The sequence below is a fragment of the Salibacterium sp. K-3 genome (genome assembly GCF_054052005.1).
Window position 1 is genome coordinate 78,157 of sequence record NZ_JBSVZE010000003.1, and the last position, 21,825, is coordinate 99,981.

The window sequence follows — 21,825 nt, forward strand, 5'->3', positions numbered from 1 at the left end:
TCTTTGCACTCCAAATGATGTAAACAGGACATACGAACCTAAAGCATTCCTATCTTCTCACCTCTTCTGCAAAAATGCTATAGAAATTCAATACTATATTAAAAAAGTTTTGATGTTCTTTGACGTTTGCGATGCACAGGTTAGTCTCTTGCCAAAAATAGAGGAAATTGCTATCATTATCCATTACGTAACGTACCATAAATCCCGGAGGATTCCCTATGTACCATGCTGAAAAACTGCTCGGGAAAATAAAATTGTTCATGGTGATTTTATGGCCGATTCTCGTCACGGAATTAAGTTATTTCGGCATGAATCTCATCGATACCATCATGTCCGGGCAGGCCGGAACAAACGATCTTGCCGGCGTTTCGATCGGTTCGAGTTTATGGCTCCCCGTCTTCACCGGTGTGAATGGAGTTCTTCTTTCCATTACGCCCATGATCGGACAACTGCTTGGTAATAATGAACGCCGGAGCATCACCGACATTGTGACGCAGGGCTTTTATGTCGCCATTTTTTTCGGTCTTCTTATACTTGGAGGCGGATGGTTACTCCTGGACCCTGTCCTTTCGGTGATGTCACTGGATCCTGCCGTACACTACACGGCCAAACACTATCTCATTGGGTTGTCTTTTGGCATTATTCCGTTTTTTCTTTCGATGGTGGTACGTAACTTTTTTGACGCGCAGGGGTATCCACGTATAACCATGATGATTATGCTGACCGTTCTGCCTCTCAATTTTCTGTTTAACTACTGTTTCATATTCGGGAAATTCGGTGCTCCTGAAATGGGAGGAGTCGGGGCGGGGTATGCCACTGCTTTATCATACGGGTGCGTTCTGGTTTTGAGCGTTGTGATGACGTTCCGGGTGGACATGATGAAGCCGTACCGTATTTTTAAACAGTGGACGGCTCCTTCGTGGACAGCCTGGAAAAAACAGCTTCGTATCGGGATACCCCTTGGTCTTTCCCTGTTTTTTGAAGCGAGTATTTTTTCCGCCGTCACCCTCTTTATGGGTGCAATGTTTGATACCATTACCATTGCCGCCCATCAGGCAGCATTCAGTTTCACATCCATCATATTTATGATTCCGTTAAGCATGTCGCTTGCTTTAACCATTGTGACTGCATTTGAAATCGGAGCCCGCCGCCTGGAGCACGCGAAACAGTATACCCGGATCGGGGTTGGAGCGGCCGTATGCATTATTTTTGTTTCTTCCAGTTTCATCTACGTGTTCCGACAGGACATCGGCTGGATTTACACCAATAACCCTGAAGTGGCAGCACTTGCGGGACAGTTTCTCGTGTTTGCCATCTTTTATCAGTTTTCCGACGCCGCCCAGTCCACGCTGCAGGGCGTACTGCAGGGATATAAGGATGTAACTATCCCTTTTTTCACTTCCTTTGTTTCATACTGGCTGTTCGGACTGCCGGCCGGTTATGTGCTGGCGGCTCACACCGCACTCGGCCCTTTCGGCTGGTGGGTCGGTATTACAGTGGGATTAACGTCAGCGGCTGTCGGTTTTTTCATTCGTCTGCGGATCGTCCAGCGCCGTCACGCTGCGTCTCCGGCCTTTCAATCAACGGTAAATAATACCTGATTCTAAGAAAACGAAACCGGCCGATCGACATGGAATGATCGGCTTCCAGCATCTTATCCGTTATCTGCCGCATATAAAATACTTCCTTCAACGGAGTTTTCCAGGTCCACCTGCCTATCGTGATATAAATACCCTCATCCCCCCGGAGATCTGGTCGTTTGCAGCTTGTTAGAACAAGCGCGCCGTCTTCTCCATGCTCCGGCCGGAGAATACCAGTCATCACACCGGCCGGAAGGGGCAGGGCAATGTTGAAATACGTGACATCTTCTTTTGTATGATAAGAGTACACAGCTGTGAATACCGGACTGCCTGTATCCGCCAGGTTCCGCAACCAGACATGCGGAGCGGGGCGCCCGTCCTGCTGTTCATCAGTCTTGTACACCCTTCCTTTCATTTCTCTTTTTCCTGATGCAGGAATATTAATCTGTCTCATTTTATTGGTAAAAAAAGAAGAAACATTATAGAGGAGAGAAAAACGCCAATTTATGTATGCTTCCATATGGAACTGTCCCGTATTCGTGTGAAAACAGGACACAAGCGGAGAAAGCGTCTCCGGGTCAAACCTTTCTCTTTTATATACATCCCAGGAAGAAATCAGGCCCCCGGCTTCGTTCAACGGCAGATTCTGTACTATTTTTTCGGCAATATAAGCTTTCCCCCGCATTCTGCTGACAGGAAATGAATGATAAACCGCCCGGGGGCTGGGTGATAGGAGAGACCAGCCGATCAATGCAAGAATCGAGAAAGCAAACGCATTCCAGGCACCGTGCCACGGGATCATCCCTCCGATACCAATCACAAAAAAATCTGCCGCACGACCAGTACTGTAGAGAATCGACAATGTCATTGTCCAGATCAGCACGACAGAAGAAACGATAATGACCCCTTTGACAGAATACGGCATCGATAACGCCGCCTTTATACTCCATACCGCGAACCAGTAAAGGAATACCACATAAACAGCTACAAGGACCGCTTCAAGAGGGGGACCCTGATCAACTGCAGCCGCTGTCAAAATCGGGCCGGTCAGTATTCCTGCTGTCAACAACCGGTAGGAAGACCGCCGGCCGGGACTTCCTTTATGAAAATGGTGCCGCCCCAACAATCCTGTTAATACCGGAAGCAGAAATGCAGCATAGTGAAAATGAACCGCCGTCAAATTTACAATAACGTCAGAGTATGGAAGCAATGGAGCTGCTCCCGCTCTGGATAGAACAAACCAGGCTCCACCGACAGCAATATACATAAACCCGGCATCGACTGCGGTTTCCTCCAAAGGAGCCACCCCTCTCGCCATCAGCCTCCGCATACCATTCCAGGCAGTAAATCCAGTAAACAGAAACCATACAACGGAAAGCAGCATCGCACTTATTCCCGTTTCCAGCATCATGGAAAGAGCGCCGCTCCAGGCAGCAGCAAACCAATACAAACCTGTCCATCCGGGCAGAGCCACAGTTGATACAGTCAACACAGCGGGGACAATGACAAAGAACGCTGCTGCAAGGGCAGCTTGTATCAAGCCGGGCTGCACAATGGCCGTCCAGAACAGAAAACTGAAAACACCGGGAAGCAGCTTACTCCATCTATTCATGGGCAGACTGCTCCACCGGTATCTTCTTTTTCATCGCGATAACATCAAAAGCCGGCCAGTCCGGTCTTTCCACAGTATACGTGTCATAAATGTGGTATCCGAGCCGCTCATACCGCCTTACATTGTGAGGCGTTGAGGCCCGCACCTTACAGTACACCGTTTCTTTTTTTAGCTGCAATGCTTTGCTTTCCACCCACCGGATAAGCGCCGTTCCAATACCGCTTCCCCGCTCCTCCGGAGGAACCGACAATCGGAAAAAGTAGAGGGCCTCTTCTTCCTCTTTCACCCTGACCACACCAGCTGCTCTCGTTCCCACATAGCACAAGGCAGCTGTCTCCTCTTCGTTTGCTATCGACGCCTGAATGGAGGCGGTGGTTTCATTCATCGCCCCGGATGGAACAGCTTCGCTGCTGTATTCCGCGAACGCCCGCTGCATGACAACCTTGACGATTTCGGCTTCTGCTGGTGCCGCTTCTACTATCTTCATCGTTTTCTCCACCATTTCTTATGACAATCTATCATATCCATCCTATCATTCCGGACATGAATTTCAATCACAAACCATTGACATGTAAAAAAGAAGAACGGCAGCGGCGAGTATTGATGCCGCTGCCGTTCTCGAATACTGCCATTAATGGCTGTCGTGACTTTCCTCCGGCTGTTCTTTCTCCTGCTCCTGAATGTGGAATGCGCGTACTTTCTTGTCGGCTTCTTCACTCATTTCCTGAAGCTGCTCCGCGGTTTCGGCCACTCCCTGGAGCGCCTGTACCTGTTCATCGGTTGATGCGCTGATTTCTTCGCTCGCCGACGCGGTCTGTTGAATACTTGCGTTGATATTGTCCAGTCTTTCCGTGATGTTCTCTTTTTTCTCGTTCATGTTTGCCGCATCGCCGGATATGGCATTCATGGCCTCCGCCATTTCTCTTGCCACGCCCGTCAGCCGTTCAAAAATCTCTTTTGTTTCGAGCACGGCTTCCTTCTGGTTACTGTTGGAATCCTGCACATCTTTCATGGAAACGACAGCTTCCTGAGACTGTTGTTTCACGGAAGTGATCCGTTCCTGAATCTGGCTTGTCATATCTGTCGTCTGTTCCGACAATTTCCGGACTTCGCCGGCGACTACCGCAAACCCTTTACCGTGCTCCCCGGCTCTCGCGGCTTCAATGCTCGCATTCAGCGCCAGCAGGTTCGTCTGTTCGGAAATATCCTCAATGCTTGCGATCACCGATTCAATGCTCTGAACATGCTCCGACAGTTCCTGCACCGTTGAACCGGCTTTATCTGTCTGTTCAGCGGCAGACTCGGAAGCGTGCTGGAGGGTTTCCATCTGTTCGAGACCGTCCTTGTGGTCCGCTTCCTGCTTTTCGCTCAGTTCCCTGACTGATTCCACCCGCTTCGTAATATTTTCAATGGAAGACGCGAGTTCCCCGGAAGCCTGGTTCGTTTCTTCGGTCTGCTCGGACATCGTTGTAGCCGTTGCTGCTACATCCTGAATCGCTTTGTTAATATCCTGGCTGGAAGCTGTTGTTTCTTCCGAGGTGGCACTCATCTGCTCCGATGACTCTCTCAGCGTAAACACCGTATCCCGCATGGAAGTCAGCAGATCGTTCATGTCTTCGGTCATTTTGTTGAACTGCCGGCCGAGTACCCCTACTTCATCATTGGAATCAATCGATGTGTTCACGGTCAGGTCGCCTTCACTCACCCGTCCCATCTTTTCTTTCAATGTGTTCAGGTGACGGGTCAATCGTCCGGAAAACAGGAAGATGACGATAGATCCAAGCAGTGCCACCACCACGGTATAAATGACCAGCTGGGTCAACAGCTGATTGAGCGGTGCATACAGTTCCGTTTCCGGCACTGCAAGAGATAATGTCCACCCTGTTGTCGGGAGATTCTGCTGATAGACAAGGTGTTCTTCGCCATTGTAATCGAGCCTCTGAATCTCTTCCACCTCAGTGGAAAACGCTCCGCCGAACTCTTCTTCGTCACTGACACCCGCCGACATGACTTTGTCCCGGTTCGGATGAGCAATGTACTGCCCGTTTTCATCCGTTAAAAAAGCAAAACCGGAACCGTTCATGTCCGCCGAGCCGATATGATCCTGCAAGGTGGTCAAATCAATATCCGCGGTGACGACACCGGTTGTTTCCCCGGTATCATTCTGAAAAGGAACCGCAGTCGTCAGCATCGTAATGCCTGTTTCCCCATCCGTGTAGGGTGCCGTCCAGACAGCTTCTCCGTCGGAGTTCATCCCCGCTTTATACCATTCATAGCTTGGATAGTCGTAATCAGGTTCTTCATACATTTCGGTGTACACTGCTTCGTCCCCGTCTTTATATACATACGGCCCGAAATATTCTGTATCTTCATTGTAGGTGTACGGTTCAAACCAGACACCTGCCCCCAGCGTGTCTTCGTTGTTCCAGATCATATTTTCCAGGACGTCCGCCATTTCTTCTTTTTCCATAGACGTTCCCTGACTGTTCAACAGAGACGACAAATTATCTCCAATCCGCTGATGACCGACAAACCGTCTCTCTGTTGCTTCCGTCAATTCCGCACTGGTGGCGGTCATATTCTCTTCCAGCGCGTTTTCAAGGTCATCTTTAGCGGTAAAATAGGATACCGCTGAAACAGCTGCCCCAGATATCAGTACCAGCGGAATGAAGATCGCAAGCATCTTTTTCCGCAGCGTCATATTTCCTTTCATGCAAATACCCCCATCTGTTATTGATACATGAGTCCAAGTGATTACAAATGCCATTCTATCGAAAAACAAAAAATAAGAAAATAGTCATATTATAGGGACTGCAGCATGAGAGCGCTTCACCTGCTGTTTTAAACGTTAAAAATAAATTTAATTTTTTATGGTGAAAACCGGCGTACGGTAATCCTGTACGCCGGATGTAACACTTACATTTCTCCGTGATGCTCTTCTTTTATTTTAAACTGTCTTACCTGCTTGTCCGCAGATTCACTCATTTCCTGCAGCTGTTCTGCGGTTTCGGCTACTCCCTGCAGCGCCTGCACCTGTTCATCGGTCGATGCGCTGATTTCTTCACTGGCGGACGCCGCCTGTTCAATGCTCGCATTTATAGTATCCAGCTTGGCCGTGATATTGTCTTTTTTCTCATTCATGTTGCCAACGTCACTGAAAATCGCGCTCATGGCTTCCACCATTTCTTTGGCCGCCTCAGTCAGCCGTTCAAAAATCTCTTTTGTTTCGAGCACGGCTTCTAACGATTTGAATGATAATTTGGAATGCGGTTCAGGACATTTGTCAGATTCGGACGATTTTGTTGAAGTCAGATCCAGCGCCCGGCCGCTCGGAGGAACGGGAAAGAATATATACCAGTCAAACGTCTTCACTTATCCGCCGAATACCGCCATGTACCCGTCAAATGGAGGGTGATACCAGTCCAATCATTCATTATCGGTCAATGAAGTTGTTTTACCCGTCGAATAATGAAAATTATACGCCAATCATGCATCAATATCGGCCAACGTGGCAAAGCTTTTTCAAGCATACGATCCAGGTACTGATTCGTTTCCTCGATATGCTGTTTTTTCCTTTTCAAACTATGTTCTTCCCTAGTCTGCCATCAACACCTGCCAGCTGTTTTCTGATACAATGGAAGCCGTAAAAATATGTAAAGTGGTGAAATCCATGCTTGAAGATACAGGAGAACGAATTATTCCCAAAGAAATGAAGCCGGAAAACGGCCTGCTTCTCGAACACCTGGCACGCTACACGTTCGCCCTTCCCTATGTAAAAGGGCGGGTGCTTGATATCGCGGCTGGTACGGGCTACGGTGCACAGATGACTGCCAAGAAAAAGAAAAAAGAGATTCATGAAATCATAGGAGTGGATGTCGATCCGGAGACGATCCGCTACGCCAAACAACACTATTATCATCCGCTTCTTACCTTTCAGACCGCGGATGCGCTTGATCCGCATATCGGGGACGAACTCGGAACATTTGACACCATTCTATCGTTTGAAACGATCGAACATGTGCCGGATGATCAGACGTTTTTACACAACATCCTGAACCTGCTCCGCCCCGGCGGCACTCTGGTACTGTCAACGCCGTTCGGGCAGGGCCGCGGGAAGCCGAGCAGCTCCCCTTTTCATTACCATCAGATCACCGAAGCTGAATTCCGCGAACTGTTCCACAGGTTTCCTGCGACATCATTCTACTATCAGCGCGGCGTCACAATTGAGCCGAAGCGTGAAGGGCTTCACTACCCGCTCGGTGTGGCAGTCTGCCGAAATGTCGAAAATCAAGACCACGCTGACATTTTACAAGCTTTCGTTCAGCATAGTACCGATGGTCCTGAATACGTCATCAAATCCAGGGATAACGGCCTGCAGACCGTGGATCGGGACACTTTTTTGACAGCCGTCCATACATTAGAGACAAAGGGAACGTAATATCGGGATGCTTAAATATGTAAAATTTACCTTACGTACATGTGCGATCATTGCATTCTATGCGGCAGCGGGATATCTTTTCTATCAAATGCTGGAAAAAGGCTGGTACCCCAGCGGATTCATTAAAGAAATAGAGGAAGACAAAGGAGTCACCTTCCAGAGAGGGTGGTTCGATTCTCGTACGCTGTATATTCCGGAGAATGCCGCGGATGAGACGGGCCGTAAAGCTTTTGCAATGGATGACAGTATGTCTCGTTATAGAACTTATATAGTAGGAGCAGGATTGATGCTTCTCATCACGTTGAAAGCTCTATGGTATACCGTGAAACATATGTACGAGAGGGCTGTCATAGACCGGAATACGGAATTGTTGAAAGGCATTCTGGCCTTCGCTGTTACTCTCCGTTCTTGCCGTTCATCAGTATACAGAAATTAATCAGCAGTGGCATACAATCAAAGAGCTTGTTGAGGAAGAAAACACGGATACATGACGTGTTCTTCTGCTTTGGTATAGAATAAAATAGGATTTGCAGAAGGAGGGATAAAGTCATGGAATTATTCAAACAGTCCAGCATGAAGGAGCGGCTGAGTGTGCTCGAAAAGCACGTACAGCCTTTTAAGGAGAGAGCGGCCCGGCATGACGAAGAGGCTTCTTTCCCCGTGGAAAATATAGACACCCTGAAAAATATCGGATATACGGCTTTAACCGTCCCCGGGCGGTACGGAGGAAAAGAAATTTCCCTCCTGGAACTGGTGAAAGCGCAGGAAATCATCGGGAAAGCGGACGGATCGACGGCACTGTCCATCGGCTGGCATATGGGAATCGTCCAGAACCTTGGCGAACAGAAGAGCTGGCCGGAAGACGTGTATGCTTCCTTCTGCAGGGAAGTGCTCGAAGACGGAGCGCTCCTGAATAATACCGCAACCGAACCCGCCACAGGCAGTCCAACAAGAGGCGGAAAGCCGGAAACCACCGCAGTACACGAAAACGGGCAGTGGAAGATCAGCGGGCGGAAAACCTTTGCGACGATGGCACCGGTGCTTGATTACTTTGTCGTCAGCGCTACTCTCGAAAAGGATGAAAGCGTCGCAAACTTTCTGATTCCAGGAAACAGCTCCGGTCTGGCCGTTGAGGAAACGTGGGACTCCATTGCCATGCGCGGCACCGGCAGCCACGACCTCGTGCTTGATCAGGTGTCTGTGCCGCAGGGCAACCTTGTCACCTACTTAACACCCGGGGATAAGCCGGCAGCCGGCTGGCTGCTGCACATTCCGGCGTGCTATTCAGGTATTGCCGAAGCAGCGAAAGACTACGCCGTGTCCTTTGCCAAAGAATATTCGCCGAATAGTATCGACGGAACAATTTCGGATCTTCCAAACGTACGCTGGAAAATCGGGGAAATGGAGCTTCTTTCCAAACAGAACAGACACTTTCTTTACAGTGTGGCTTCCAAGTGGGATGAGGCCGGGTATGAAGAACGGCAGCTGATGAAACCGGAGCTTGGCGCTGTGAAATACAGTGTGGTGAACAACGCCGTTACCATCGTTGATACCGCCATGCGGATCGCCGGTGCCCGAAGTCTTTCACAGAAAAATCCGCTGCAACGGTATTACCGCGATGTCCGCGCCGGCCTGCACAACCCGCCGATGGATGATATGACCATCATGCAGCTTGCCTCCGAACTCATTAATGAAGAGGAAACCTGAGATCAACGGGTTTCCTCTTTTTCATAAAAGCTTCCAGATCATAATCACTGCAGCCAGGGCCAGTCCCTGAAACAGCGTAACGACAGCGTCTCTTGCAATGGAAGAGGAGCTCCAGAAAATATTCACAATACGTGCAATGATGAATCCACACACAAAGATAACAGCAGCTGCGGCCGCAAACGTAATCAAGGCTGTCCCTCCCCAGCTTATACTATGCATCATCCTGAGCCATATCCGTTACATTTACCTGGACATGTTTCAGCGTTATTTTCATAGCCATGCCTCCCTCACCCCATTTTATAGGAAAATCATTGATTTGTTTAGACGAGTTTGTGGAAGGATAAGGACAGGACGATATATTATGATCAAGGAGGAGTATCCATGACAGACCCTCGGTACCAGCAGACAAACAGGCAGCCTGCCCAGACCCAGCCGTCCCAGCCCGGTATAGAAGCCTCAATGAATCCTCTTCCCATCCAGCCGGGGGAATATCAAGGGGTCGGAAAGCTCTCCGGAAAAACCGCTCTTGTAACAGGTGGCGACAGCGGCATCGGCCGGGCCGTGTCGATGGTTTATGCGAAAGAAGGAGCGAACGTTGCTGTCGTCTATTATAATGAACACAGCGATGCAGAAGAAACAAAACAGCTCATAGAAGCCGAAGGAGTGCAGTGCCTGCTGATTCCAGGCGATATCAAAGATGAAGCGTTCTGCAAAGACATTGTTCAGCAGACAGTGAACACGTTCGGCACCCTTGATATTGTCGTGAACAACGCAGCGGTGCAATATGTTCGAAATGACATCTCCGAGATCACGACCGAGCAGCTGGAAGAAACATTCCAGACAAATTTTTTCTCTTATTTCCATGTTACCAAAGCCGCTATTCCTTTTATGAAAGAAGGCGGTTCCATTATCAGCACCACCTCCATTAACGCCTACCGCGGGCACCCGCAGCTGATCGATTATTCCGCGGCCAAAGGAGCCATTGTCTCTTTTACACGAAGTCTCGCCCAGCCCCTGGTGCAGAAAGGAATCCGTATCAACATGGTCGCCCCGGGCCCGGTCTGGACCCCTTTAATACCGTCCACGTTTCCAGCAGACCAGGTGGCACAGTTCGGCACGAACAGTCCGATGGGACGTCCCGGGCAGCCATCTGAACACGCCGGTATTTATGTGTTTCTTGCCTCTGAAGAATCTTCCTATATGACCGGTCAGGCCGTTCATATTAACGGCGGGGAATTTATTTCTTCGTGACGTAACGACTGGAAGAGAACACATTCGTCGTCAGAAAGACACCGGTAATCACAACAAGAGCACCGAGAACCTGTACCATCGTCACCGTTTCTCCCAAAAACAAAAAAGATCCTGCCATGACAAAGACCGGGAGGAGGTTCAGAAACACCGAAGCCTGGGAGGGACCGACCTCCTCCACCCCTTTATTCCAAAAGACGAGGGCAATCAGCGAGGGAAAAATCCCGAGATACAGCAGTCCCATCATGTGATCCGGCTGCCAGACAGCAGGGAAGCCGCCCAGGCTCCATTCAACAGCGGCGATCGGGAGCAGTGTAATATTGGCAATCGCGAGCATGACCACAAGACTGCCGTAGACAGGAAGTTTCATCATGTGGAATTTGACGAGAATCGAATAGGCCGTCCAGGCTGCCACCGCCGCAAGCATGATCACATCCCCCGTATTAAAGCCGAGGCTGCGGATCAGCTCCCAAGACCCTTCCGTAATGACCCAGACGGCGCCGCCAAGGGAGAGCACGACCCCCAGCCACTGCTTTTGATCCAGCCGTTCGTGTAAAAACACCATGCTGCATAGAATGGTGAAAACGGGGATCGACGCTTCCATAATCGCGACATTAGTCGAACTGGTGAACTGCAGGGAAGCATAAATAAAGGAATTAAAAAAAGCGACACCTGTCAGCGCCATCCCGAGAACAGCCTTCCATTCTTTCTGGAAGGTTTTTTTATACCGTTTCGCTTCTTTCCACCCGAGAGGCAGAATAACAAGAAACGCAATCGCCGTCCGGAAAAAAGCAATCGTGTATGGCGGAAGATCATTGATGGCCTTGCCTACGATTATGTTGCCGGAAAAAATCACAGCTGTAAGAAGTAATAATAGATAAGCTTTCATAAACCAGAACACCTTCCCTAAAAAACCTCTTCCATTGTACTCGATATTTTCTCTTTTCGTAAGAAAGCCGGTAAATATTTGAAACTTTGTGCCGAAATAATTAGTAACAGGTATATGTTAAATGCTTACATAAGGGGACGGTTAAAACGATGAAATTCGGACTTCCATTTTCAAAAAAAGAACAGGATGTGGCCGTTGCAACGGACATTCAGGGGTATAGTCTTGAGCTTGGGAATCATGAAGACCTGAAACGGCAGGCGGATTTAATTTCATTATCGGAACACGACCTTCGTACTATTAAATCACTGGAACCTCTCGTAAAGGAACACATCACAGATATCACCAATGAATTTTATGACGCGGTGACCGCTCAGCCCGGCCTTCTTTCCATTATAAAAGAACACAGCAGTGTCGAGCGGCTCAAACAGACGTTTAAGCAGCACATCAAGGAAATGTTCTCCGGACGTATCGACGAAGATTTTCTGGAAAAACGGAGGCGGATTGCCTATGCGCATGTGCAGGTTGGTCTGCAGACGAAGTGGTATATGGGGGCTTTCGAAAAACTGTACATGTCCCTGATGTACACATTGGAACAGCACCTCGATAACCGCGCCGACCTTTTTGAATCTGTCATGGCAGTCAGCAAGCTGATCAGCATGGAACAGCAGATCGTACTGGAGGAATATGAACAGGAACATGAACGCATCCGCGAAAAACACGCCGAATCTGAAAAAGAACTCGCGCGTCACGTGCGTTCCACTGCCGATGAACTGGCCGGGCTTTCCGGACGCACCAGTGAAGCGGTCAAACAGCTGAATGAACAGGCGGCCGGAACGATGGAGATGGCCAAAGAAGGAAGGGAACTGGCCGTACAGTCCCAGCAGCGCTCCGATGCCGGAAAAGAACAGCTGCAGTCGCTGCATACAGATATGAATGACGTCAGCAGCAGTGTCAGCAATATCTCCGAACACGTCGGGAAGTTAAATGATATATCATCCCAGATGAATGAAGTCATTGAACTCGTTGATAAAGTATCTGAACAGACCAATCTTCTCGCCCTGAATGCATCCATCGAAGCCACCCGCGCCGGTGAACACGGCAAAGGGTTCGCGGTGGTTGCAGGCGAAATCAGAAAACTTTCGTCCCAGACCAAATCATCGACATCCAGAATTGCCGAACTGATCGAAAACACGAAAGAACAGAGCGCAAAAGTGACCACCGCTGTCGACAGCATTGTTGAACTCGTGGACAGAGGGGCAGACAGCCTTACTAATACGGATGAACATTTCGACGAAATCCAGCAGGCCATGCATAAAACAAAAAATCAAAACGATAATATTGAAAAGGAACTGGAAAAATTATCGGCATCTGTCAAAGATATTGATGAAGCTTCGAGTGAAGCTGCCGACTCTTCCAGCCGCCTGAAAGAATCCACCACTCGTTTCACCAATGTTTAATAATACCGCGGATCATATGCTTGGATGCAGGCATATGATTTGCTTTTTTATCAGTTTAGATATAAACTGATAAGGGAAAACAGTAGAACAGAAGGGAGCATCATTATGGACAAGCGCAAACGCGTGACTTCCTCCCTTTTTTCCAGGAATGACGAGCGGCTCGGCCTGCTGCTCTGGTTCCGCCTGTCCCGTTTCTATAATCAAAGCCTCCGCCGTTCCAACGCCCACTTGAAAGAATGGGGCCTGACGGTGGCTCAGTTCGATGTTCTGGCACAGGTCGGCACGCATGAACCATTAACCCAGAATGAGCTGGCCGAAAAACTGTTTGTCACGAAAGGAAGTATCACCCAGCTGCTCGGACGGATGGAAGAACTCGGCTGGATCCGGCGCGAACAGGAATGGAGAAAAAAAGTACTGACGCTGACAAGTGCCGGATGGGAGATGTTTGACCAGATCGTCCCCCGTCAGGAGCAGTTTCAGGCTTCCCAGTTCCAGGCGCTGGACAAGGATGAACAAAAACAGCTGCTCGAGCTTCTCCGCAAGCTTCAGCATCATAACGAAAACATGGAGGGATAAAGAGTGCACCTCAAAGGCATTCACCACCTGTCAGCCATTACCGCTGACGCAAAAAGTAATCTTGACTTTTATACCAACGTTCTCGGCATGCGGCTTGTGAAAAAAACCGTCAATCAGGACGACACCTCGGTTTATCATTTATTCTACGGAGATGAGCGGGGAAATCCGGGCACCGAATTAACCTTTTTCGAAATCCCGATGGCCGCTCCGAACAAACCCGGCGCGAGCAGTATTTCTGCCACGTCCCTCCGCGTTCCGGACGATGAGGCCCTTCATTTCTGGAAGCGGCGCCTCGAAGAAAAAGGTGTGTCCCATGAAGAAATCAAGGACCGCGGCGGACGAAATACCATCGCATTTCATGATTTTGAAGGACAGCGGCTGATTTTTGTGTCCGATGAACACAATGACGGCGTGTCCGGCGGAACTCCGTGGGAACGCGCGCCGATCCCACAGGAGCACGGTATCACTGGACTAGGTCCGATCAAGTTGACCGTCCGCAGAGCCGAGCCGACCACTCACGTTTTGACCGAAGTGATGGGCTTCTCCCTCAAAAGCAGCTATCCTTCCCCGGAATCAGGAAATCCGGATATTGTCATTTATGAAACCGGAGAAGGCGGAAGCGGTGCCGAAATCCATATCGAAGAACGTCCCGATCTCCCGTTTGAACGGCAGGGCCGCGGCGGCGTCCATCACGTCGCATTCCGCGCCGCTGACATGGACGAACTGAATCAATGGATTGAGCATATAAGCAGTGTCGGTCTGCCGAACTCCGGCTTTGTAGAACGGTACTATTTCCGCTCCCTTTATTTTCGCGAGCCAAACGGCATCCTGTTTGAGATCGCCACCGACGGTCCCGGTTTTGACGGCGATGAAGACCTGGCACACCTCGGCGAATCTCTCGCGCTGCCGCCGTATCTCGAACCACAGCGCGATGAAATCGGAGCTAAATTAAACCCGCTCGATTATAAACCGGGCGTGTAAGGAGGATCCTGTCATGAAGCATATTTTCCGGGAAGGAAAACCAGATGCCCCGGTGCTGCTGCTTCTGCACGGCACCGGCGGTACAGAAGAAGACCTGCTTGAGGTTGCCAAATTGATCGATGACGACGCATCAGTGCTCAGCGTGCGCGGCAATGTTTCCGAAAACGGCATGCCCCGCTTTTTCCGCCGCCTCGCCGAAGGGGTGTTTGACGAAGAAGACCTGATCGACCGCACAAAAGAATTGCATGATTTCATCGACGAAAGTGCGGAGCAGTACGGGTTCGACCGAAGCAATGTCGTCGCCGTCGGGTATTCCAACGGCGCCAACATCGCCGCCAGCCTCATGTTCCATTATGAAGGGGCGCTGAAAGGCGCGCTTCTTCACCACCCGATGGTCCCGCGCAAAGGAGTCGAACTGCCTTCCCTGAACGGACAGCACGTTTTCATCGGAGCCGGCGCGAACGATCCGATCTGCCCGGCACAGGAAACAGAAGAACTCTCGCGCCTGCTCGAACAGGCAGGCGCCCACGTCCACATCCAGTGGGAACACAACGGCCACCAGCTGACCATCGAAGAAGTCCAGGGCGCCGCCGCTTATTACGAACAGCATTTGAAATAGAGAATGACGAAAGAGCTGCGTTATTGGTACGCAGCTCTTTTATTACCCGGTAGAAAACAGAAAGGTGCGGTGCACAGCCCCTATGATTACGTTTGGACCGCTTTCTTGCCCTGTAAACGTCGTTATGAAAGGTTCTTCGTTACGTTTTAGGGGGCTTCAGGTGTTATAAACTGTCTTATGAACAGTTTATGGTTACGTTTTTGCGGCCGTTTACGTCCTTTTCGGCCGCATGCATGGCAGTCGTGTCATGCAAGGTTTCATCCTGCCATCGAGCGGCCGTTGTTCTCGCACCATTTTTCCAGCGCTGCCACAGCGGCTTCCTTGTCTTCCGGTTTAAACTGCACCGTTAATGGACCATTGTCCCTTCGTATATCGATTTCCAGGGTCTGCTCATCTTTCCACGACAGCCCTCTCACCAAATGACTCCATACCTCAAGGGGGCCTACTTTGATCCACGATTCGTGAAATTCCACCTTGGTCCAGGATAACGAAGTACGGTCAGCTAAAACCCCGTACCCATACAACAAACCGGCGACAATCAAAAATATGGACAGGACCATCCAATTTCTTAAAAAAATGTGCATGATGCCTCCCATTATCGCAACCAGAACCGCGAACGTCTTAGAATCCGTCGCACTTCCCATATCTTTGACTTCAAAACGCGCAATCACCATGCTTTTATCTTTAAGAATCTCTTTCCACTGGAAAATCAGATGCAGGGTCGCCCACATCCAGTACTGTCTTAGAATAGGAATGAAGACTAACAGTTGTACTCCGATGGTAATTAAAACACCGATATTCCATGTTACTAAAAACAGTAAGGCTTCCAGAGGAATGATGGCATAAACCATCGCCTGATAGATCCTTTTCAAGACGGGATACGGTTTATATTTCCCCTTAAAAGAAATGGGAGGTTTCGGGTTATCGGGATCTATCCGGGTCTTTTCAAAATGCCATTCCAGCAGGTGGTTCCAGTCTCCATCAAAGTGATCGTTAAAGGAAGCAAGAGAAGATGCTGTAGTATATATATAATTTTTTTCCAGAAAAATAGTATAGGCATACTTTTGTTCAATGGAATTTTCCTTTTTTTCTAGTTGTATACCAAAGTTTTCAGCGGTTATTGAATCGATGGTAAATAGTTGTATAATCCAAGGCTGATATTCTGCTTGAAGTTCTTCCCACAGCTCTAAAATTTGACCAGCGTTGGGTTCGGACAAGTATCCTTCCGATTCTGTTCTCCGGACAACGTTTTTTAACTCATAAAGAAACGATAGACTGTCATGTTCGCGCATCGTCTTATTTCGAAACAGCGTTATATACTTCAGTATCTCTTCCGTATTATCTTCATGCCCCCTTTCTTTCAACTGCTCGGCGGTCCATCGAATCAACTGTTCCAGGGCGTCTGAATCCGGATGCAGCTGTTCCCGTTCTTCCAACAACGAAATTAAGCTGTTCGATAATGTTCTCGCCCACTCCCACGTCGTGTAGGCTTCATGAATCGACCTTGCCAAATCTTTATCCACCATCGCTCCCTCTTCATCCAGGACCATCCACTGCATAAAATGATCGTCTTCAGGAATTCCCACCTGACCTACGAGATAAAAATACCTGCTGTCCTTCTCGATGGGAAACGTCCGATAGATAGGGAACTCCGGCAGAGCATGAGGTTTGTAGGCTTTTTTCTGCGCTTTGGTCAGCTTTTTTGTCAGATGGACCTTTTTCATCGATTCCAGCCTCCAATTTATGGTTCTGTCATCCACGGTTCCAGCTTCTGCATAATCTCCTCTTCTTCCGCTTTTTCAAAGTCATAATACTCCATTAACGATGCAAGAGCATTACTCATCTGTTCGTTACTTTTTTCTATTTCTGCAGAATAATTTTCTTCCAGGTCCGTACTGAGATTATCATTGTACATGGCTTCATATTCCCCTTCTAATGGCTCATACGCCCGCCGCATCGCTTCAAAACCCTGTACAAAACTATTTCTTATTTCCTTGCATCTTCTGTCTGAATGTCCAATTCATTTAGTGTTGTTATTTGATTGTTCAAACCTTCCATCACCTGCGGATATTGATGTTCAATCTGTGCGGCATTCAAGGTCTGCACCGCCATAAAATCATCATATGTCTGCTAGAATTCTTCATTTAACGCCTGGCTTCTCACTTCTTCTGCGTCTTCGACAGCGTCACTCCCGCAGGCGGTCAACAGAAGTAGGAGTATCGTTGTTATTATCATACTGTATTTTTTTATCATCAGATTCACCGTTCCCGTCATTTTTGATATATCGGCCAATCTCTCTTATATTTTTATCACAATCTCTCGTAAACTAAAAAATTCTTACAATTCTTTTTTTAGGAAAGAAGTTTTAAACTTATTCAATATCAGTGGGTGATTTTATATTTACACTCCCTATGTATCGGTTATTAATACCTAGATCAAGATGTCGTGTAAATAAACATTTATTTACACACAATTTTTGTTTTTGCTGTATTTTGAGAAGTTTTGCGACTGATTTACAGGAAAGAGGACAGGTGGTCCGTTTTTTCCAAATCCTTCTTTTGAATTATTTTACTTTAATTTTTGTAAAACCAATTAAAAAAAGCTGTGCTTCAGCAGCACAACTTTCCCTTGTTTATTACCTGTATATTTTATAAGAAGCAGGACATACATCATGTTCTTTTCACACAGACAAAAAACCGCCGGACACTTAAGTCAGGCGGTTGCGAGGACGTCGCGGTAGGCGTCGTTCTTTTTCAATTGTTTCTCGGCATACGGGCATTCCGGAATGATTTGTTTGTTTTCTGCTCGCGCTTTATCAACAACGTTTGCGACCAGCTCTTTGGCAATGCCCTGCCCTCTTAATTCCTCGTCGACCCCTGTATGGTCGATGACGATATTACTGTCATTATCATGATAAAACGTGATTTCAGCGACATTCTCCCCGTCTTTTTCCATAAAGAATTTATTTTCCCCGATCTGAATATCACTCATCTCCGGCTCACCGCCTTTCTTCGTTTTAGAAGTCTATTCCCGCAGGCTGGTTTCCTTCAAACATCCACTCTTCTTCCTCGATCTTTCATATTGTATTGGTTAAAAATTGGCGATACTATAGAAAAGGCAGCGGGAAAAGGAGGAGTTATGTTTACATTTCAAGACGTGATCTACAAGGATATTCTTCACATAGACCATCTGGACATAAAAGAAGGCACTATTTCCGCGCTGCTCGGAGAAAGCGGCACGGGAAAGTCAACGTTGTTAAAACTGATGAACCACCTGCTTACGCCCGATGAGGGAAGTATCACGTACAGAGGCAGTCCGGTTCATGATTGGAACGCCGTACAGCTCCGGCGTGAAGCGGCGATGCTCTCACAGCAGCCTGTGCTTTTCGGCAGCACCGTCCGGGAAAACCTTGAAGCAGGCTGCCGCTTTGCCGGAAAACCGCTTCCCTCTGACGAAGAAATGAAACACGCCATCGAGCGCTATTACCTGGATAAAAAACTCGAAGAAGACGCTGAGAAATTGTCCGGCGGGGAGCAGCAACGGCTGGCGCTTGCCAGAATGACGCTGCTTGATCCGGCTGTTTACCTGCTCGATGAACCAACGTCGGCCCTGGATGAAGAACTCGAACACGACGTCATGGCCGCTTTCATTAAACAGGCCCGAAAGCAGGAAAAAACCGTCGTATTCGTGACACACTCCCGCGCCATAGCTGAGGAATCCGCTGACACGATCATTGATATCACGCCATTCTCTTTAAAAGGGAGGCAGGACCATGAACGATAACATTATCGATTTAACCATCTGGCAGCTGGCCGCCGCTTACGTCTTTATTCTTATATTACTTGTCATCGTGAAAATGAGAAAGATCCCACGGGATAAAGAAATTCTCGTGTCCACGCTGCGCATGACGATACAGCTGCTGCTTGTCGGCTATATTCTCATTTACTTATTTGAAAACCCGAATCCATTGTGGACGTCCCTTGTCGTACTGCTTATGATTACCTTCGCGGTCTGGAACATCTTCCGGCGTATCCGCGCCGGACTAAATAAAAAAATGAAACAGATCATCGCTGTTTCCATGGCCGCAGGGACCTTATCCAGCCTGATCTATTTCAACCTTATTGTGATTCAGTTTTCGCCGTGGTACGAACCACGCTATTTCATTCCTATTGCGGGTATGATTATCGGTAATTCCATGACCGGCGTAACGCTTGGCGTCCAGACCCTGACCGAAGGGATGAAAGACCAGCGCCACCGTGTGGAAAGCGCGTTAATGCTTGGAGCCACCCCAAAGGAAGCAAGCCGGAAAATTGTCAATCAATCGTTCGACAATGCCATTCTTCCGACGATTAATAATATGGTTGGAACCGGTATCGTATTTCTCCCCGGGATGATGACCGGTCAGATTCTCGCCGGGGTGAATCCGGTGACAGCCATCGAATATCAGATCGCGATTCTTCTCGGGGTCACCGGAGCGGTTTCCTTAACAGTTATTCTGTTTGTCCAGAACGGATACAAGGTGTTTTTTAATGAAAAAAGCCAGCTGAAGGACTAAGTTTCCCGGGGACTGGTCTGCTCATGCCGGACGAACCACCATTTGATTACCGGAAGGGCAAGGAACAGAATAAATAGAATCCGGAACAGCTGATAGCCGCTGATCATCGCAAGATCTGCGCCGACACCGCTTCCGGTTACGGTCATTTCCGCCAGACCTCCCGGAGCTGTACTCAAAAATGCGGTCGCCAGATTCATCTGCGTCACATTCGTAAGAAAATAGGACAGTCCAAGCGATGCCGACACCAGCACAAGACTGCATATCACGGTACAGACACCGATCCACTTTGAACGTTTAATCAACCCCGGATCCATCTGCAGGCCGAAATGAGTACCGAGAAGCAGCTGGGCGGTAATCGTCAGCAGCGAAGGGAGCGCCTCTGTTGCTCCAAACGCAATGTTCAGCAGCGCCACCATCATCAACGGACCTGTCAGAAATGGAACTGGAAATCCGGTTTTGTATAAAAGGTACCCGGCCGTCCCGCACAACAGGAGAGCGCCAAGATGCGGAAACGACATCCATGGCAGCAGCGCATTATAAGCGGGGGCGGCGCTTCCACCCGTCAATGCGACCTGGTGGACCACCAAAAACGGCACAGTAAAAATGACGGTAATAATCCGGATCATCTGCATAAACAGGACCTTTGTCGTATCGACCTGCTTCACTTCTTCACTGAGGGCGGCAACCTGGGACAAGCCACCGGGAATGCTTCCAAATACAACATCCGCCCAGGTCATTCCCATCTGTTTAAAGACAATACTTCCTATGAAAATACTTACCGCCATCGTCAGCAGCGTAGCAAGGACAATAAAATGCAGCTGCTGTCCGATTTGCAGAAGCGTACTTGTTGTGACGGATACGCCTATCATATAACCGATAAAGACCAGCCCGACGTTTCTCCCCAGTGCCGGCCAGCGCGGGGAGCGTCCGGTGAAGCCCCGCCATAAAATAAGCCCCGACATCGGACCGAGCATCCACGGCAGAGGCATGTTCAACAGCTGAAAGAGAAAGCCGGCAGCAAGCGCAGCAGCCATCGTTTCCCCATAAGGAAGCAGGGTACGGAGGATGTTTTTCATCTTCGATTCATCTCTTTTCTACCGTACGATTTGTTACTGTAAAGCTTAGCACACCCCCGGTTCGTCTATCAATTTCGGCAGACTGATCTTTTCAGCACGTCTCCATTCCACTTTCAGAATTTTTTCGCATGGTCAATTGTCAATTTCCTTTATATCCCGTATAATAAAGAAATGAAAAATTGTTCATAAATAAATGAAATTTATTTCAAAGTGGTGAGAGTTATGCAGGCTGCTGTTGTTAATATGAGTGCGCTGCCTCAATCTTTTTTACATTTTTTTGCCCGGCACCTGGAAACGGAAGCAGGCGGCTGGAATATGGTCATTCCCGGGCGCCGCCATCCGCAATGGCGTTCTTTTCATCCGGAAGAGTTTGCCCGGACCGCCCCGTTTTCAACGGACCCGGATACGTATCGAACCCTTGCCGAAACGCTTCAGGATGCGGAGATGACACTGCTGCTGACGGATCCTCTGCAGCAGGAACAGGAACTGGAACAGTTGTTATCTTCTATAACCAGCCCTGTATTCATTATGCCGGTCTCCATCCTTTATCCTTCGGTCCGGCATTCGGAAGCAGTCGGGTATGACACAGCATTGAATGAAATTGTTGATCAGGCCCTAAGTGTCGCGGATACGGCAGATTCAATGAAATACGGCACACCAAGGCTGTTTTTTCTGCAGCTGCCCGAAGGGGCTTCTCTGCATCTCGCTCAGGATACTGCTCTGTCGACCGGTGGTCTGGAAATCCATCAAACCGATGAATCATCTATTCAGCAGTTCTGCTTCAACCTGGAGAGCCATTTTCAGAACGGCCATACTTTTGCTCTTGCTGTGACGGAAGAAACAGTGGAACTTGAACACATCACGCGGGCCCTGCCGGATTCCTCCGGTTTAAACATCAATGTGGTAACCCTGGACAGTGCCCAGTGTCTCGGGCCGCATTTCACAGCAAAAGACCGTCTGTTAATGGTCCGGGCCGCCCGCAAGGCTAATGAATGGAAACAGTCTGCCCTGACGAGCGGCAGCCGGGTCGAATGGTTTCACGTTACGGCCTGAATCAGAATCGCATTACTTTTAAGGAGGACCTTCA

At 48.8% G+C, this 21,825-nt stretch carries 23 protein-coding genes; 11 read left to right on the forward strand and 12 right to left on the reverse strand.

Going from position 1 to position 21,825, the window contains the following annotated elements; genetic code table 11:
• Positions 1-218: 218 nt before the first annotated feature.
• A complete protein-coding gene (locus ACW9JV_RS16020) occupies positions 219-1,601 on the forward strand; it encodes an MATE family efflux transporter (protein WP_457336250.1) in 1,383 nt (460 codons plus the stop codon).
• Here the strand turns inward: ACW9JV_RS16020 and ACW9JV_RS16025 are convergent.
• From ACW9JV_RS16025 to ACW9JV_RS16040, 4 genes are all read right to left on the reverse strand, one after another.
• Positions 1,528-3,192, reverse strand: coding sequence for a YndJ family protein (locus ACW9JV_RS16025; RefSeq protein WP_457336252.1), 1,665 nt, complete (start codon positions 3,190-3,192; stop codon positions 1,528-1,530). The two genes, ACW9JV_RS16020 and ACW9JV_RS16025, sit on opposite strands and share 74 nt — an antisense overlap.
• Positions 3,185-3,679 carry a GNAT family N-acetyltransferase gene (locus ACW9JV_RS16030; RefSeq protein ID WP_457336254.1) on the reverse strand — a complete coding sequence of 165 codons (495 nt, stop codon included), beginning with the start codon at positions 3,677-3,679 and terminating at the stop codon, positions 3,185-3,187. The genes ACW9JV_RS16025 and ACW9JV_RS16030 overlap by 8 nt, the downstream gene beginning before the upstream one ends.
• 144 nt (positions 3,680-3,823) lie before the next feature.
• A complete protein-coding gene (locus ACW9JV_RS16035) occupies positions 3,824-5,905 on the reverse strand; it encodes a methyl-accepting chemotaxis protein (RefSeq protein WP_457336256.1) in 2,082 nt (693 codons plus the stop codon).
• Positions 5,906-6,108: 203 nt separating this feature from the next.
• Positions 6,109-6,564: a hypothetical protein gene (locus ACW9JV_RS16040; protein WP_457336258.1), complete on the reverse strand. Its 456-nt coding sequence runs from the start codon at positions 6,562-6,564 to the stop codon at positions 6,109-6,111.
• A gap of 298 nt (positions 6,565-6,862) precedes the next feature.
• On the opposite strand from ACW9JV_RS16040, the gene ACW9JV_RS16045 reads away from it, so the two are divergent.
• Complete coding sequence (locus tag ACW9JV_RS16045) at positions 6,863-7,630, forward strand: class I SAM-dependent methyltransferase (RefSeq protein WP_457336260.1); 768 nt, start codon at positions 6,863-6,865, stop codon at positions 7,628-7,630.
• 549 nt (positions 7,631-8,179) lie between these two features.
• Positions 8,180-9,337, forward strand: coding sequence for an acyl-CoA dehydrogenase family protein (locus ACW9JV_RS16050; RefSeq protein ID WP_457336262.1), 1,158 nt, complete (start codon positions 8,180-8,182; stop codon positions 9,335-9,337).
• Positions 9,338-9,358: 21 nt separating this feature from the next.
• Here the strand turns inward: ACW9JV_RS16050 and ACW9JV_RS16055 are convergent, their stop codons facing one another.
• Positions 9,359-9,526, reverse strand: a complete 168-nt coding sequence (locus ACW9JV_RS16055) for a hypothetical protein (RefSeq protein ID WP_457336264.1) — start codon at positions 9,524-9,526, stop codon at positions 9,359-9,361.
• Between the two features lie 192 nt (positions 9,527-9,718).
• Here ACW9JV_RS16055 and ACW9JV_RS16060 point away from each other — a divergent pair, with 192 nt between their 5' ends.
• Complete coding sequence (locus tag ACW9JV_RS16060) at positions 9,719-10,588, forward strand: SDR family oxidoreductase (protein WP_457336266.1); 870 nt, start codon at positions 9,719-9,721, stop codon at positions 10,586-10,588.
• On the opposite strand, the gene ACW9JV_RS16065 is transcribed toward ACW9JV_RS16060, so the two are convergent.
• Positions 10,575-11,474 carry a DMT family transporter gene (locus ACW9JV_RS16065; RefSeq protein WP_457336268.1) on the reverse strand — a complete coding sequence of 300 codons (900 nt, stop codon included), beginning with the start codon at positions 11,472-11,474 and terminating at the stop codon, positions 10,575-10,577. The genes ACW9JV_RS16060 and ACW9JV_RS16065 overlap by 14 nt on opposite strands.
• Positions 11,475-11,623: 149 nt before the next feature.
• On the opposite strand from ACW9JV_RS16065, the gene ACW9JV_RS16070 reads away from it, so the two are divergent.
• From ACW9JV_RS16070 to ACW9JV_RS16085, 4 genes are all read left to right on the forward strand, one after another.
• On the forward strand, positions 11,624-12,931 hold the full coding sequence (locus ACW9JV_RS16070; protein ID WP_457336270.1) for a protoglobin domain-containing protein: 1,308 nt from the start codon (positions 11,624-11,626) through the stop codon (positions 12,929-12,931).
• Between the two features lie 105 nt (positions 12,932-13,036).
• Positions 13,037-13,507 (forward strand): MarR family winged helix-turn-helix transcriptional regulator, encoded by a 471-nt coding sequence (locus ACW9JV_RS16075; RefSeq protein WP_457336272.1) that lies wholly within the window; start codon positions 13,037-13,039, stop codon positions 13,505-13,507.
• 3 nt (positions 13,508-13,510) lie between these two features.
• Positions 13,511-14,488 carry a ring-cleaving dioxygenase gene (locus ACW9JV_RS16080; RefSeq protein ID WP_457336274.1) on the forward strand — a complete coding sequence of 326 codons (978 nt, stop codon included), beginning with the start codon at positions 13,511-13,513 and terminating at the stop codon, positions 14,486-14,488.
• 13 nt (positions 14,489-14,501) lie between these two features.
• A complete protein-coding gene (locus ACW9JV_RS16085) occupies positions 14,502-15,107 on the forward strand; it encodes an alpha/beta hydrolase (protein WP_457336276.1) in 606 nt (201 codons plus the stop codon).
• Positions 15,108-15,364: 257 nt separating this feature from the next.
• On the opposite strand, the gene ACW9JV_RS16090 is transcribed toward ACW9JV_RS16085, so the two are convergent.
• From ACW9JV_RS16090 to ACW9JV_RS16110, 5 genes are all read right to left on the reverse strand, one after another.
• Complete coding sequence (locus tag ACW9JV_RS16090) at positions 15,365-16,831, reverse strand: hypothetical protein (protein ID WP_457336278.1); 1,467 nt, start codon at positions 16,829-16,831, stop codon at positions 15,365-15,367.
• 17 nt (positions 16,832-16,848) lie between these two features.
• Positions 16,849-17,064, reverse strand: coding sequence for a hypothetical protein (locus ACW9JV_RS16095; RefSeq protein ID WP_457336280.1), 216 nt, complete (start codon positions 17,062-17,064; stop codon positions 16,849-16,851).
• A 29-nt stretch (positions 17,065-17,093) separates the two neighbouring features.
• Positions 17,094-17,219, reverse strand: coding sequence for a hypothetical protein (locus ACW9JV_RS16100; protein WP_457336282.1), 126 nt, complete (start codon positions 17,217-17,219; stop codon positions 17,094-17,096).
• Positions 17,220-17,237: 18 nt separating this feature from the next.
• Positions 17,238-17,360: a hypothetical protein gene (locus ACW9JV_RS16105; RefSeq protein ID WP_457336284.1), complete on the reverse strand. Its 123-nt coding sequence runs from the start codon at positions 17,358-17,360 to the stop codon at positions 17,238-17,240.
• A 459-nt stretch (positions 17,361-17,819) separates the two neighbouring features.
• Positions 17,820-18,098, reverse strand: a complete 279-nt coding sequence (locus ACW9JV_RS16110) for a GNAT family N-acetyltransferase (protein ID WP_457336286.1) — start codon at positions 18,096-18,098, stop codon at positions 17,820-17,822.
• 147 nt (positions 18,099-18,245) lie between these two features.
• Here ACW9JV_RS16110 and ACW9JV_RS16115 point away from each other — a divergent pair, with 147 nt between their 5' ends.
• The gene (locus ACW9JV_RS16115) at positions 18,246-18,890 is read left to right on the forward strand and encodes an ABC transporter ATP-binding protein (protein ID WP_457336288.1); all 645 of its coding nucleotides are present in this window, start codon (positions 18,246-18,248) and stop codon (positions 18,888-18,890) included.
• On the forward strand, positions 18,880-19,662 hold the full coding sequence (locus ACW9JV_RS16120; protein WP_457336290.1) for an ABC transporter permease: 783 nt from the start codon (positions 18,880-18,882) through the stop codon (positions 19,660-19,662). Before ACW9JV_RS16115 ends, ACW9JV_RS16120 begins: the two co-directional genes overlap by 11 nt.
• On the opposite strand, the gene ACW9JV_RS16125 is transcribed toward ACW9JV_RS16120, so the two are convergent.
• Positions 19,659-20,738, reverse strand: a complete 1,080-nt coding sequence (locus ACW9JV_RS16125; RefSeq protein WP_457336292.1) for an AbrB family transcriptional regulator — start codon at positions 20,736-20,738, stop codon at positions 19,659-19,661. The two genes, ACW9JV_RS16120 and ACW9JV_RS16125, sit on opposite strands and share 4 nt — an antisense overlap.
• Positions 20,739-20,960: 222 nt before the next feature.
• On the opposite strand from ACW9JV_RS16125, the gene ACW9JV_RS16130 reads away from it, so the two are divergent.
• Entirely contained in the window at positions 20,961-21,791 is an 831-nt protein-coding gene (locus ACW9JV_RS16130) for a 6-phosphofructokinase (protein ID WP_457336294.1), read from the forward strand.
• The last annotated feature ends 34 nt before the right edge of the window (positions 21,792-21,825 follow it).